Here is a 14965-nt window from a genome sequence, read left to right as displayed (position 1 = left end):
CAAAACCCCTGCCACTAAAGTGACAAGGGTTATAACAAAAATATTAACCAATAGACCCTTCCATTTCAAAGCTGATTAAACGGTTCATTTCCACCGCATACTCCATTGGAAGTTCTTTTGTAAACGGCTCGATGAAGCCCATGACAATCATTTCAGTTGCTTCCTGTTCATCCAGGCCTCTGCTCATCAGATAGAACAGCTGCTCCTCGGAAACTTTGGAAACTTTTGCTTCGTGCTCTAAAGAAATATTGTCATTGTGAATTTCGTTATATGGAATCGTATCAGATGTTGATTGATTATCCATAATTAGCGTATCACACTCGATGTTAGAGCGGGCACCATCTGCTTTTTTTCCAAAGTGTACTAGTCCAAGGTAGGATACTTTCCCGCCACCTCTGGAAATGGACTTGGATACAATCGAAGAAGAAGTGTTTGGCGCCAAGTGATGCATTTTAGCTCCTGCGTGCTGCAGCTGACCTTTACCTGCTAATGCAATAGATAGCGTGTTTCCACGCGCACCTTCTCCACGAAGAAGGATAGACGGATATTTCATCGTTAATTTAGAACCGAGGTTACCATCAATCCATTCCATGTTTCCATTTTCCGCAACGGTAGCACGCTTTGTAACCAGGTTATACACATTATTTGCCCAGTTTTGAATGGTTGTATAACGGCAATAAGCATCTTTTTTAACAAAGATTTCAACTACTGCACTGTGCAGAGAGTTGGTTGTATAAGTCGGCGCAGTACAGCCTTCTACATAGTGGGCAGATGCACCCTCATCAACGATAATCAAGGTTCTTTCAAACTGTCCCATATTTTCCGAGTTAATTCGGAAGTATGCTTGTAATGGCGTAGAAGTCTGAACTCCTTTTGGCACGTAAATGAATGAGCCGCCTGACCATACAGCAGAGTTTAGTGCCGAGAATTTATTATCTGTTGCTGGAATTACTTTTCCGAAGTATTCCTTGAATAGTTCTTCATGCTCTTGGAGTGCTGTATCGGTATCTGTGAAAATAATACCCATATTTTCCAGGTCCTCTTGCAGGCTCTGATAAACAACCTCAGACTCATACTGTGCAGAAACCCCTGCCAAATACTTTTGCTCTGCTTCAGGAATACCAAGTCTATCAAAAGTTTGTTTAATCTCTTCCGGAACTTCATCCCATGTTCTTCCTTGTCTTTCTGATGGCTTAACATAGTAGACAATTTCATCAAAGTCTAGTTCTGAAAGATCTCCGCCCCACTGTGGCATTGGACGCTCATAAAAATGCTCCAACGCTTTCAAACGGTAATCCAGCATCCATTGTGGCTCTTCCTTCATACTGGAAATTTCTTCTACTATTTCACGGGTTAACCCTTTTCCTGAGCGGAAAACAGACACGTCTTTGTCTTGAAACCCATATTTATAATCTTCAACTTCAGGCAAATTTTTTGCCATATATAAAAACCTCCTTTAGGTGATTGCAAATGACAGTTCTAACTACTCTTCCTTCACACCTTTTTCCATTGCCTTCCATGCAAGTGTAGCACATTTTATACGTGCAGGGAATTGGGATACACCTTGCAATGCTTCAATGTCACCTAATTCCATTTCAGTATCAACATCTTCGCCAAGCATCATCCGGGAAAACACTTCTGACATTTGCAATGCTTCATCGACGTTTCTCCCTTTTATTGCCTGGGTCATCATGGAGGCAGAAGACATGCTGATGGAGCAGCCTTCCCCCTCAAATTTGGCCTCTTTTACTGTTTCATCTTCCACTTGCATTTGCAGCTTAATGCGATCTCCACACGTAGGGTTATTCATATCTACGGTTAGAACATCCCCATCAATTTCACCTTTATTACGCGGATTTTTATAATGATCCATGATTACTTGTCTGTATAGTGTATCCAAGTTATTAAAAGACATCACCAAAATACTCCTTCGTCTTTATAAGTCCTTCCACCAGACGATCCACATCTTCTTTTGTGTTGTATAAATAAAAACTGGCGCGTGCTGTCGCTGTTACATCCAGCCACCGCATTAACGGCTGGGCACAATGATGCCCGGCGCGGACTGCAATCCCATCTGCATCCAGTGCAGTGGCAGTATCATGCGGGTGGACATCATCCAAGTTAAATGTGACAAGCGCCGCACGCTTCTCAGGTCCGTAGATTGTTATTCCATCTATTGTACGTAATTGCTGCATCGCATAATCAGCTAATTTTACTTCATGTTCTGTGATGGCATCCATTCCAACTTCGCTTAAAAAATCAATCGCAGCACCTAAACCAATGGCACCTGCTATGATCGGTGTGCCGCCTTCGAATTTCCAGGGAAGCTCTTTCCACGTAGAGTCATAGAGATTAACGAAATCAATCATTTCCCCGCCAAATTCAAATGGCTCCATGCTTTCCAGTAGCTGTTTTTTTCCGTATAATACACCGATTCCGGTAGGTGCACCCATTTTGTGACCGGAAAATGCATAAAAATCACAATCAAGATCAGCGACATCCAGTTTTAAATGTGGCGCACCCTGTGCTCCATCCAAAAGAATGACTGCTCCATTTTTATGGGCGATTTCCGCAATTTTCTTCACCGGATTGATCGTACCAAGCACGTTGGATACATGGGTAACAGCAACGATTTTTGTATTGCATGTAATCGTTTCTTCTGCATCTTCAAGCTTGATTGTGCCGTCCGGTTGCAGTGGCATATATTTTAACGTTGCACCAGTCGCTTTGGCAACCTGCTGCCAAGGGATAATATTACTGTGATGTTCCATCGGTGTGATCACAATTTCATCCCCGGCAGTTAAGTTTTCTCTTCCATAACTGTGTGCAACCATATTAATTGCAGTTGTTGTACCTCTTGTAAAAATAACTTCCTGCGTACTTGCCGCATTAATAAAACGTCGTACTTTATCCCTTGCTCCCTCATATTTTTCGGTTGCCCGGGTCCCCAGTGTATGCACACCGCGATGAACGTTCGAGTTATCATGTCGGTAATAGTTTTCCACAGCCTCAATGACAGCCTGCGGTTTTTGCGAAGTCGCAGATGAATCCAGATAAACTAAGGGATGTCCGTTTACTTCCTGCTGTAAAATCGGAAATTGCTGCCGTATGGCTTGCACATCCATTAGTATACCTTCCTTTCAATTACTTGTGTCAGCTGTTCTTTTACGGATTCAATCGGCAGTTGATTTACAACGGGTGCCAGGAATCCATGAATGATCAGGCGCTCCGCTTCTTCCTCTGTAATACCGCGGCTCATTAAATAATAGAGCTGCAGTGGATCAACTCGGCCGACGGAAGCTGCGTGACCTGCAGTAACATCGTCCTCATCAATTAATAGAATTGGGTTGGCGTCCCCACGTGCTTTTTCGCTCAACATCAAAACACGGGATTCCTGCTCCGCATTAGCTCTTGTAGCTCCATGCTCAATTTTTCCGATACCGTTAAAGATAGCAGATGCCTGTTCTTTCATAACCCCATGCTGCAGAATATATGCATCGGAATCCATGCCATGGTTTACAATTTTCGAGTTGAAGTTCTGGATTTGTTTCCCTCGACCAACACTTACTGTTTTTGCATTGGAAACGGAATTGTCTCCGATTAAATGTGTAACATTTTCATTGACCGTATTTCCATCATTCATTGCACCAAGTGCCCAGTCAATAACAGCATCACGGTAAGCAACACCGCGGCGGTTATTATAAGCCGTTGTGCCTGCAGCAAAGTTATCCACTGCACCAAAGTCAATGTTGGCATTATCTTTTGCAATAACTTCTGCAACCACATTAGCAACTGTTTCCTCATTCTCATTATGTGACAAATAGTTTTCCACATAAGTTAAAGAACTGTTCTCTTCTGCAACGACAAGCACATGATTAAACATGGATACTTCCGGGTCTTCCTGCCAGAAGATAGCCTGAAGCGGAACTTCCACCTGTACATTTTTAGGAACATATACAAAGGCTCCGCCATTCATCAAGGCTGCATGCAGTGCGGTTAAGCGGTGCTCATCTACAGAAACAGCATCCTGCATATAATATTTTTTCACCAGATCTCCATGCTCCTGCAATGCAGTAAAGATATCTGTGAATATAACTCCTTTTTCTTTTAAATCATCACTGAGTGATGCATAAGCAACAGTGTGATTACGTTGGACAAGCAGGTTATCAGGTTTTTTATCTGCGTCAAAAAATGCCTGAAGCTTACTTGGCAGATCTTCTAAAGCATTCACTGCCTCTCCTGTTGCTGTATGTTTAAATTTATTGAAATTCCATTTTCCAATTTTCGTTTTATCCGGCTCAGGCATGTTAAGTGAATCTGCCTGTTCCAAAGCCTGTAGTCGAAATTCATGCATCCATGCTGGTTCATTTTTATCCTTTGAAAACTGATCTATATAATCTTTGTCGTATGGCAATTTTGTTTCCACCGTCATGTAATCCCTCCTTGCTTTATGCGTTTTGGCCAACTGTATGATCTTCAATACCAAGTTCTTCTTTGATCCACTCATATCCTTCTGCTTCCAGACGCTGTGCTAATTCAGGTCCGCCTGATTTCACAATACGTCCTTGCATCATAACATGAACATGATCCGGCTCAATATAGTTTAACAAACGCTGATAGTGAGTAATGATTAAGCAACCAAAATTCTCATCACGCATTTGATTAATTCCTTTTGAAACAACTTTCAATGCATCTATATCCAAACCGGAATCAATTTCATCCAGGATGGCAATTTCAGGTTTTAACAGCATTAATTGAAGAATCTCGTTACGTTTTTTCTCCCCGCCCGAGAATCCCTCATTTAAATAGCGCTGTGCCATGTTTTTATCAATCTCAAGGGCATCCAATGTATTGTCCATTTCTTTGATGAATTTCATAAGCGGGATTTCATCGCCTTCTTCACGCTTTGCATTAATAGAAGAACGCAAGAAGTCTGATGTTGTTACACCGCTGATTTCACTTGGATACTGCATTGCAAGGAAAAGCCCTGCACGAGCACGTTCATCCACTTCCATTTCGAGTACATCTTCCCCATCCAAATGGATGCTGCCTTCCGTAATTTCATATTTCGGGTGTCCCATTACTGCTGAAGCCAAAGTTGACTTCCCTGTACCGTTTGGTCCCATTACTGCGTGAAATTCTCCACCCTTTATTGTAAGGTCTAATCCCTTTAATATCTCTTTGTCTTCAATGGTAACATGAAGATTCTTAATTTCCAGTGTTGATCCTGCCATGTCGATACCTCCAAATACTATTTTGTATAATTGATTTATGAATGAATCCTATTTCATTCTCAATCTATTCTCATTACAATTTTAAATCATTTCAAAAGTAATATCAACTCTTGCGAATAAACCAGCTAAGAGGACTGCAGATTCTCATCATTTCATTTCCGGTAGTTATTTCAACTTTTACAGCGGTTATTTTGTTAAAGCCTTCTGTTTTTTCTCCAGACTTGCATTCATCCGCTTTTTATCCCGTTCCAGAACAGATTTTAAATAATATCCGGTATAGGATCTTTCTACTTCTGCGATTTCCTCCGGTGTACCGGTGGCAATAACTTCTCCTCCGCGGTCACCGCCTTCAGGCCCCATATCAATAATATGATCTGCTGTTTTAATTACATCCAAATTATGCTCAATGATTAGAACGCTGTCTCCGTTTTCCACAAGTCGCTGCAGCACCTTTAAGAGACGGTCAATATCATCTGTATGCAGCCCGGTTGTTGGTTCATCGAGGATATAAAAGGATTTCCCATTAGAGCGGCGGTGCAGTTCACTGGCCAGTTTTACACGCTGCGCCTCACCACCTGACAGCGTTGTTGCCGACTGTCCTAATGTGATATAACCAAGTCCGACATCATAAATTGTCTGCATTTTGCGTTTGATTTTAGGAATATTCTCGAAAAAATCCAGTGCTTCTTCAATCGTTAATTCCAGGACATCGGCAATATTCTTTCCTTTGTATTTCACTTCCAGTGTTTCCCGATTGTATCGTTTTCCGTGACAGACCTCGCATGGTACATACACGTCGGGCAGGAAATGCATCTCTATTTTAATGATCCCGTCCCCGCGGCATGCCTCACAGCGTCCGCCTTTCACATTAAAACTGAAACGTCCTTTCTTATAGCCGCGCACTTTTGCTTCATTTGTCTGGGCAAATACATCTCTGATATTATCAAATACGCCGGTATACGTTGCCGGGTTTGATCGTGGTGTTCTTCCGATCGGCGACTGGTCAATATCTATGACCTTTTCGACATGGTCGATACCTTTTATTTTTTTATGCTTGCCAGGCTTCAGCTTGCTCTTGTTCAACGATTTTGACAGTGACTTATATAAAATTTCATTCACGAGGGTACTTTTACCAGATCCTGATACACCGGTGACGACTGTCAAAACACCGATTGGAAATTTAGCTTGAACATTTTTCAAGTTGTTTTCTGTGGCACCGAGGACTTCAATATTCTTTTTACTTCTCTTTCTTCGTTTTGCCGGAACCGAAATGAATTTTTCTCCTGTAAGGTATTTCCCTGTTAATGATTGCTTGTTTTTCATTACCTCTTTCGGCGGACCGCTCGCGACAATTTCACCGCCATATTCTCCTGCTCCAGGGCCAATATCAATGAGCCAATCTGCTGCCATCATCGTGTCCTCATCATGCTCTACGACAATTAGCGTATTATCAAGATCCCTCATCTTTTTTAGTGTATCAAGCAAACGATTGTTATCTCGCTGGTGAAGACCAATTGATGGCTCATCCAATACATAAAGGACACCAGTCAAAGCCGAACCAATCTGTGTCGCAAGCCTGATCCGCTGGGCCTCACCACCGGAAAGTGTTCCGGCCGCCCTGGATAATGTCAGGTAATCAAGACCGACATTATTTAAAAATTCAAGCCGGTTATCAATTTCTTTTAAAATCATTTTAGCAATCTTACTTTCTTTTTCCGTCAAAGAGAGACCCGCAAAAAAGTTCTTCGCCTCCACGATGGAAAAATCGGTTACTTTGCTTATATGAAGGCCGTTTACGAGTACAGCCAAGGCTTCTTCATTCAGCCTGTATCCGGCACATGTGGGGCAAGCCTTCTGTGCCATGAATTTCTCCAAGGTTTCCCGGATAAAATCAGAGCTTGTCTCATGATAACGTCTTGAGATATTATTTAATACCCCTTCAAACATAATATGTGTATCACGGATTTTGCCAAAGTCATTTTTATAATAGAAATGAATTTTTTCCTTGCCGCTCCCATGTAAAATCTTATCCATTTGATCTTTTGGAATATCCTTAACAGGGATGTTCATGTCAATGCCATAATGATCGCAAACACATTTCAACAGCTGCGGATAATATTGTGAACTGATCGGCTTCCAAGCATCGATAGCATGCTCATTTAGCGTTACATCCCAATCGGGAATGACCAGATCAAGATCCACTTCCAGATTGGAGCCTAATCCATCACAAGTCGGACAGGCACCAAATGGACTATTAAAGGAAAAGAGACGCGGTTCCAAGTCACTAATTGAAAAGCCGCAAATAGGACACGCGTGATTTTCACTGAAGGTTAATTCCTCTTCGCCAATGACATCCACGATGATATTTCCATCGCCTAATCCCAACGCTGTTTCGATGGAATCACTCAGTCGGCCGGCAACCCCTTCTTTGATAACGATCCTGTCAACGACTACTTCAATGGAATGTTTTTTATTTTTTTCAAGCTTAATCTCTTCCGATACTTCCCGCATTTCATTATCAACACGAATGCGGACATACCCTTCCTGTTTCAGCTTTTCAAATACTTTCACATGCTCCCCTTTTCTTCCGGAAACAATCGGTGCAAGAATCTGCATTTTTGTTCGTTCAGGATATTCCATAATCCGGTCCACCATTTGCTGCACCGTTTGCGAGCTGATTTCAATGCCATGTTTAGGGCAGGTTGGTCGGCCTACCCTGGCATATAAAAGCCTCAGGTAATCGTAAATTTCCGTCACCGTTGCAACAGTAGAACGGGGGTTTTTGCTAGTTGTTTTCTGGTCAATGGCAATTGCCGGGGAAAGACCTTCAATCACATCGACATCAGGCTTGTCCATCTGCCCGAGAAATTGCCTTGCATAAGCGGAGAGGGATTCGACATAACGGCGCTGTCCCTCCGCATAAATGGTGTCAAATGCCAGGGAGGATTTCCCCGACCCAGATAAACCTGTTACTACTACAAGATTATTTTTCGGAATAGTTACATTAATATCTTTCAAGTTATGTGCCCGTGCACCTTGGATTTGTATATTTTTAGCAGGCATGCTTAATCACCCTTCAGCTTTAAGTTCGAGTATAACATCACGAAGCTCGGCAGCTTTCTCGAAGTCGAGTGCTTTTGCCGCTTCCTTCATTTCCTTTTCCATTTGGTCGATGACCTTTGTTTTTTCCTTTTTCGAAAGCTCTGTTAAACTCTTCGTTGTTTCCTTGTATTCTTCCTGTTCCTCTGCAGCTACCGTTGCCCGGATCACATCACGGACTTCTTTTTTAATCGTTGTTGGTGTAATATTATGTTCTTCGTTAAATGCCATCTGGATCTCACGACGGCGGTTTGTTTCATCAATTGCTACCCGCATTGAGTCGGTAATTTTATCGGCATACATCACCACTTCCCCGTTTTCATTTCTCGCAGCTCGACCCATCGTCTGGATCAGCGAGCGTTCGGAACGAAGAAAGCCTTCTTTATCTGCATCCAGTATGGCAACCAGAGATACTTCCGGGATATCAAGCCCTTCCCTAAGCAGGTTGATTCCAACGAGTACATCGTATTTGCCAACACGTAGATCGCGGATGATTTCAATTCGTTCCAGTGTCTTAATCTCCGAATGTAAATAGGCAACCTTGATACCCAATTCCTTTAAATAATCGGTCAAGTCCTCCGACATTTTTTTGGTCAGTGTGGTGACTAAAACACGTTCATCGCGTTCGGTTCTTTTATTTATTTCACCAATTAAATCGTCTATTTGTCCCTCAATTGGCCTTACATCTACTTCCGGGTCAAGCAGTCCCGTCGGCCGGATGATCTGCTCGGTTATGTCCGGGGAGTGTTCACGCTCATAAGGTCCCGGTGTGGCTGAAATATAGACGAGCTGATTTGTCTTTTTCTCAAATTCCTCAAATTGCAATGGACGGTTATCCAGTGCAGAAGGCAAGCGGAATCCATGATCTACCAGCACCTGCTTACGGGCTCTGTCCCCATTATACATTCCTCGAACCTGTGGCAAGGTTGCGTGAGATTCATCCACAATAACGAGAAAATCATCCGGAAAAAAATCTATTAATGTATAGGGCGTATCCCCTTCATTCCGGAATGTTAAATGACGGGAGTAGTTTTCAATTCCCGAACAAAAACCCATTTCATCCATCATTTCCAAATCATAATTCGTACGCTGCTCCAAACGCTGTGCTTCCAGCAGTTTATTCTCCGCACGGAACGCTTTCAATCGTTCCTGCAGTTCCGCTTCGATATTTTTAATGGCTTTTTTCATTTTGTCCTCCCGGGTGACGAAGTGGGATGCCGGGAAAATAGCCACATGTTCTCTGTCGCCGACTATTTCACCTGTTAATGCGTCCACTTCACGGATCCGGTCAATTTCATCCCCAAAAAATTCAATGCGAATACAGCGTTCCTCCCGTGAAGCAGGAATGACTTCCACCGAATCACCTCGAACGCGGAACGTTCCACGAATGAAATTGATATCATTTCTTGCATATTGTATGTCAACGAGATCTCTTAATAATTGATCCCGGTCTTTTTCCATGCCCATCCTTAAGGATAAAACCTGACTCTCATATTCTTCCGGTGAACCTAAACCATATATACAGGATACACTGGCAACGACCAATACATCATTCCGTTCAAAAAGAGCAGAGGTTGCCGAGTGACGCAATTTATCAATCTCATCATTAATGCTTGCGTCCTTTTCAATAAATGTATCTGATGAAGGCACATAGGCTTCCGGCTGATAGTAATCATAATAGCTGACGAAATATTCTACAGCGTTATTTGGAAAAAAATCTTTGAATTCACTGTACAATTGCCCTGCCAGTGTTTTATTATGAGCCATCACAAGGGTTGGCCGATTAATCTCTTTAACAACGTTGGACATCGTAAACGTCTTTCCTGTACCAGTTGCCCCTAGCAAGGTCTGGTGGCGCTGACCGGCTAGAATTTTTTCGGTGATTTCTTTGATGGCCTGTGGCTGATCACCTGCGGGTTTATAAGGTGATATAAGTTCAAATTGATTTTCCACTGCTTCTGCCTCCGTTCTATTTCCTGTCTTTCCATTATAACATAATAACAAATCTATTTTAACAAAAAACGAACAAATATTCTATTGGTTTTACTTACGGTACTTACTACCATTTTACCCTTATTTTTGATTTTGGAATCATTGAGCAAAGCGAAAAAGCATTAGTCCTGCGCGACTACTAATGCTTTTCTATTATATCGTATTTATATTGTTTCTACTATAATCTAGCTTACTTCATAACAGCTACTGCAGCAATTCCTCCAGCAGTAAATCCATTGACCTTATTTCCATATGCTCATGATATTCATCCAGCTTTTCTTCATACTTTCTTTTCTCTTTGCAGCCTGACAAAAAAGCAAAAAGCTGTCCGGTTATATCTGTTTCATCCGTCTCCAGCAGCAGCCCCATTTCTTGTAATTGCTGTACATTGACTCTTTCCGGGCCGGGAAGTGCCGAACAAATAAATAACGGCTTCCGTTTCATCAGACTTTCGCTAATGGTTACTCCACCTGCTTTGGCTATCACTGCATCAGCAGCATCGTATAATTTATTCATCTCATATTTTGAATGGATGTAAGGAATGGGCTCTATATGCGGGTTCTGCTTTTGTAATAAACGCTCATATAAAACCCGATTAGTGCCGCATAAAACGATAAAATGCAGATCTGATGTATCATCCGGCAAGATTTTTTCTAGCTGCCCTGTTCCTAAACTGCCTCCGGTAACAAGGATGGTCTTTGTATTCCTTCTTCTGATTATTTTTTCCCTGTTCCGAAAAGCTTTATGTACAGGAATCCCGGTAACAAAAATCCGATCCTCATCCACCCCGGCTTCCAATAAATACTTTTTCACCAAAAACGAAGGAGCAAAATGATAATCAATCGTCTCCAGCCCCCAAACATTATTCACAAAATAATCGGTGTACACATTTACCGTAACAGTCTGAAGCATTCCCTGTTTTTTCAATACATTCGCCATATTGGAAGGCAGGCAATGTGTGAAAAATAATACATTTGGCTCGTGCTGGCTCATTAGTTTTTTAAAAAAAGGCATAAACAGCCACTCGTAATGGTAGTGCCGCTTTCGTATGTTTCTCTGTCTGCGGGCCATCTCTCGGTATAATCTATCATAAAAGTCCGGTATGTGTTTAATGCTATTTAAATACATGGAAGATACCATTTTTTCCATTTTCCCGTAACTGTAAGATAAAATATCAACCTTTTTGCTCTCTGCTTTGTGATCTATCTGTCTCAGGTCATCCATCAATGCATCTGCTACATGATGATGACCAGTTGGTATTTGCATAAAAGGCATAAAGAGTGCTTCATTTCTTTTAGGTATTTCCATTATTTTCAGCTCCACATCTGCCTTCAATTACCAATGAAACAGCCTACTTGTAGGTGTTATAATTTAATCAGGAGGCGAAATAATGATTTATATTATCATTGGTATTGTTGGCATTCTAGCTTTTCTCATTTACCGTGCATATAAAAACACAAAAGATCTACAAATCAATAAGATTAAGATAGATGATAACGAAAATTCCGGAGATCCATCATTATCCATTCTTCATTTGTCGGACTTACACCTGGAAAATATATCGATCCGTCCAGCCGAATTGGCTGATAAAATAAAGAATGAAAAACCGGATATCATTGCTTTAACAGGTGACTTTCTCGACCGAAAGCGTACGATTCCAAAATTAAGTCCTTATTTACAAGTACTGCAGGATATGAAGCCAAAGCATGGGATTTATGCAGTCTTTGGCAACCATGATTATGTGCTAAAAGGAGACGATTTTTTAGAACTTAAAAATCTGCTGCTTGCATATAGTATTCATGTTTTACAGAATGAGAGCAGGATCATTAAAATTAATAACCAGGTGATTAATATTATCGGTGTAGATGACTACAGCACCAACAAGAGTGATCTTGCTGCAGCATATAAGCAGACGATACCGGGAATGAATATTGTGCTGACCCATGATCCAACAGTAGTTTTAAATATGAACAACTACAAGTATGATTATTTATTGGCCGGACATTTCCATGGCGGGCAAATTTGCTACCCAAAGGCATATCACCTCGTCAAAATGGGAGAGCTTGCCAGAAAGAATGTAATCAAAGGGCTTCACATGCATAACAGCTCTCCATTTTATATAAGTGAAGGATTGGGACAAACCGGGTTTAATATTCGCGTGGGAAGCCGACCGGAGATTACCTTTCATGATGTTGCGGTAAGTGCCACCAACACAAATAACAATTTACAGGATGTTACCTATGCTAAAAATGCTTAAGTATGGGTAACAGAACTATATTTCTTGTTCAATTTATCTTTAGACATGAATAGATATACAGGATCCTCATAACGTTTGTTGCCAGCCACCAGATTGATTGGCAAAAACGTTATTTTTTTGTATATCCGATAATATTTGTTCTGGATGGACACAATATCAAAGCCCAGGCGACCTGACCCTTTATACAGACTTGTTATCCCGATAATTGCTTTTATTTCCTTATATTGCGGATGTAGCATGAGGTATTCCATTAGTTTAGGCAACGATTTTTTGACGGCATGATAAATGAAAACCGCTCGCTTCATATCACTGTTAATCATGTTCAACTCATTGAGCATCTTCACATTGTGCAAATGAATTTTTAATAAAATATCGTTTTTCTTGATGGAGGTACCGTCACTAAGGGTTATGGCAGAGCCTTTGTATCGCGTAAGTCTTACGCGGAATACCGTGTTATGCTGATTCGTGTCAGGTACATAACACAATCGGCTGAATGTGTAATAAATAGGATCAATTATATTCCAAACACCTAACATATAACTTTTCATTTCTATTCCCTTTCTTATTTTTCTGTGCATCATTAGTTTGTTTTAAAGATCGGGGAATTATTGAAGGTATTTTTTGGATTGGAAACACATATCTTAACCAGGTGCAGGTTATAGCTGGGATTCTTACTGCAACCGATAAAATTATAGTTGATGAATACGCCAAAAAAGTAAAGGAGTCGTTAAAAATGACAAAGGTAGGCAGGGCTTTGGAGAAAGAGAAACAGGTAGCTGTTAAAAGAGCAATAAAAGAACGGGACCGGGAATTCGTCAAGTCTTTAATAGGTGTAAGTTTTAATGATACATGAAAGAGCAAATATCGTTCGATCATGTATCATAAAGAGATTACCGTGATTATCTAATAAATCGCTGAAGCAATTGATTTGATTTTTGAAGGATTTAATGAGGATAAGCTGGTTTTCTCGCCATAAAACGTTTACATTTAGCAGTGTTTTTTCATAATAAATCATTCATTTAGAAAGAAGTTAGGAGCGGGGTTATGATACATAGGCAGAAGGAAATCATGCGTGGTCGCAGTAAAGCGTTATTTCTGACGCATCAATCAAAAAACAGGCTGACCCCGAAAATTTACGGTGACGCCTGTTGTTCTAATTTATTCTGCTTTTTTCTTTTGATTATTTTTATGGGGTTCATCCGTGAAAATCAGTCCTAATTCATGATGTTCCCCTTCATACAAGGCTCCCTGTACAATTCTTTTTTCAAGCGCATCATCAAGGATTTCCAATTTAAAGGAAGCTCCGCTTTTTTGTAATGCCTGATAAAAATCATCCATACCGGATATTTTCGTACCGTTTACTTTTACCACTATTTCCCCCGGAAGGATATCCAACCGTTCTGCAGGCGTTCCCGGGATAATAGCCAACACCTTGCATCCATCGTTAATTTGCCGGAAGAAAGGAATCTTTTCATTTTCCCTGATCCGGTACCGGTAATTAATAAATTCTCTCCCTAAAATGGCAACAATGACTGCAGCCAAGGTCAGAACAGGGATATAAATACTGCCAATAGCAATCGCCAGTACCAAAATGCCCAAATAAATCATCGGCTTTGCGAGTTTTTTTACAGCCAATGAAGGCAAATCTCCTTTCACCTTATGATCATAGGCTATGATAAAAGGGAAGAGCAGCAATCCGTATGATTCACCGCCAATGGAAAAATACGGCCAGAATGGGGCAACAGGTTCAATCAAGCCAGCTGGTATCAGGACAAAAAAGGGAATAATAGCGAGCTTTTTTACATGATGCAGACCTATCCACGCCCCGCGATTTCCAAGTGTCAGCCCGGGATATGTATCATTACGTCTCGTTCTCGTTAACATAATTCCTTCAATAATTAAAAATATCCCCAGCAGAATTACTAAAGCAGTCAAATTCATATTTGATAACAGTGCTGTATCCAGTGTTGTCTGCTCCTCCAATAATATGGGCAATAACAAAAGAAGTAAATAAGTTATTCCAATCGTGTAGCTTGCTGAAAGAAATGTAAGCTTACCTGCAATGCTAAGTATTATGATGACAGCACATAGCAATAAAATGACGTCGTAGGAAAAAACCATCCCTGCTCGAAGTGTTACGAGACTGATGCCCAAACCAAATAATATGGAAGCCTTCCACGTATATCGCCACTCGGAAAACACATCAAATACTTTAAGCCCAAAATCAAATCGCTCTTTTTTTATTCGCTGCCAGCCTGTCCAAAATACTAATATGATCGCCCAATATAATAGAGGATTCAGAAAAACTTTCCCGATTCCTTTTCCTATTTCCCATAACCATGCTTCTAACACATCATCACCCGCTCCTGAAACTGTCAAAAAT

Annotated in this window: 11 protein-coding genes; 1 reads left to right on the top strand and 10 read right to left on the bottom strand. The window is 41.0% G+C overall.

Features of this window, described 5'->3' with window-relative positions; translation table 11 throughout:
* Positions 1–43 precede the first annotated feature (43 nt).
* The 8 genes from sufB to ACDX78_RS14510 all read right to left on the bottom strand — a co-directional run bounded on the left by sufB (position 44) and on the right by ACDX78_RS14510 (position 11633).
* The gene (gene sufB, locus ACDX78_RS14545; protein WP_486028880.1) at positions 44–1441 is read right to left on the bottom strand and encodes a Fe-S cluster assembly protein SufB; all 1398 of its coding nucleotides are present in this window, start codon (positions 1439–1441) and stop codon (positions 44–46) included.
* A 42-nt stretch (positions 1442–1483) separates the two neighbouring features.
* The gene (gene sufU / locus ACDX78_RS14540) at positions 1484–1915 is read right to left on the bottom strand and encodes a Fe-S cluster assembly sulfur transfer protein SufU (protein WP_486028879.1); all 432 of its coding nucleotides are present in this window, start codon (positions 1913–1915) and stop codon (positions 1484–1486) included.
* Positions 1905–3125, bottom strand: a complete 1221-nt coding sequence (locus ACDX78_RS14535) for a cysteine desulfurase (protein WP_486028878.1) — start codon at positions 3123–3125, stop codon at positions 1905–1907. Before ACDX78_RS14535 ends, sufU begins: the two co-directional genes overlap by 11 nt.
* Complete coding sequence (gene sufD / locus ACDX78_RS14530) at positions 3125–4432, bottom strand: Fe-S cluster assembly protein SufD (RefSeq protein WP_486028877.1); 1308 nt, start codon at positions 4430–4432, stop codon at positions 3125–3127. Before sufD ends, ACDX78_RS14535 begins: the two co-directional genes overlap by 1 nt.
* 16 nt (positions 4433–4448) lie before the next feature.
* On the bottom strand, positions 4449–5234 hold the full coding sequence (gene sufC, locus ACDX78_RS14525) for a Fe-S cluster assembly ATPase SufC (RefSeq protein ID WP_486028876.1): 786 nt from the start codon (positions 5232–5234) through the stop codon (positions 4449–4451).
* Between the two features lie 186 nt (positions 5235–5420).
* Positions 5421–8297, bottom strand: a complete 2877-nt coding sequence (uvrA, locus tag ACDX78_RS14520) for an excinuclease ABC subunit UvrA (RefSeq protein ID WP_486028875.1) — start codon at positions 8295–8297, stop codon at positions 5421–5423.
* A gap of 6 nt (positions 8298–8303) precedes the next feature.
* Positions 8304–10286, bottom strand: a complete 1983-nt coding sequence (uvrB, locus tag ACDX78_RS14515; protein WP_486028874.1) for an excinuclease ABC subunit UvrB — start codon at positions 10284–10286, stop codon at positions 8304–8306.
* 243 nt (positions 10287–10529) lie between these two features.
* Entirely contained in the window at positions 10530–11633 is a 1104-nt protein-coding gene (locus ACDX78_RS14510; RefSeq protein ID WP_486028873.1) for an MGDG synthase family glycosyltransferase, read from the bottom strand.
* 82 nt (positions 11634–11715) lie between these two features.
* On the opposite strand from ACDX78_RS14510, the gene ACDX78_RS14505 reads away from it, so the two are divergent.
* Positions 11716–12582: a metallophosphoesterase gene (locus ACDX78_RS14505; RefSeq protein WP_486028872.1), complete on the top strand. Its 867-nt coding sequence runs from the start codon at positions 11716–11718 to the stop codon at positions 12580–12582.
* On the opposite strand, the gene ACDX78_RS14500 is transcribed toward ACDX78_RS14505, so the two are convergent.
* Together ACDX78_RS14500 and ACDX78_RS14495 are read right to left on the bottom strand one after the other, a co-directional pair.
* Positions 12579–13130, bottom strand: a complete 552-nt coding sequence (locus ACDX78_RS14500; RefSeq protein WP_486028871.1) for a YkoP family protein — start codon at positions 13128–13130, stop codon at positions 12579–12581. The genes ACDX78_RS14505 and ACDX78_RS14500 overlap by 4 nt on opposite strands.
* 610 nt (positions 13131–13740) lie before the next feature.
* Positions 13741–14961, bottom strand: a complete 1221-nt coding sequence (locus tag ACDX78_RS14495) for a PDZ domain-containing protein (protein WP_486028870.1) — start codon at positions 14959–14961, stop codon at positions 13741–13743.
* Positions 14962–14965: the final 4 nt, after the last annotated feature.

The organism is Virgibacillus oceani (assembly GCF_041521345.1).
GTDB lineage: Bacteria > Bacillota > Bacilli > Bacillales > Amphibacillaceae > Virgibacillus_N > Virgibacillus_N oceani_A.
This window is presented reverse-complemented; position numbering and strand designations above follow the sequence as displayed.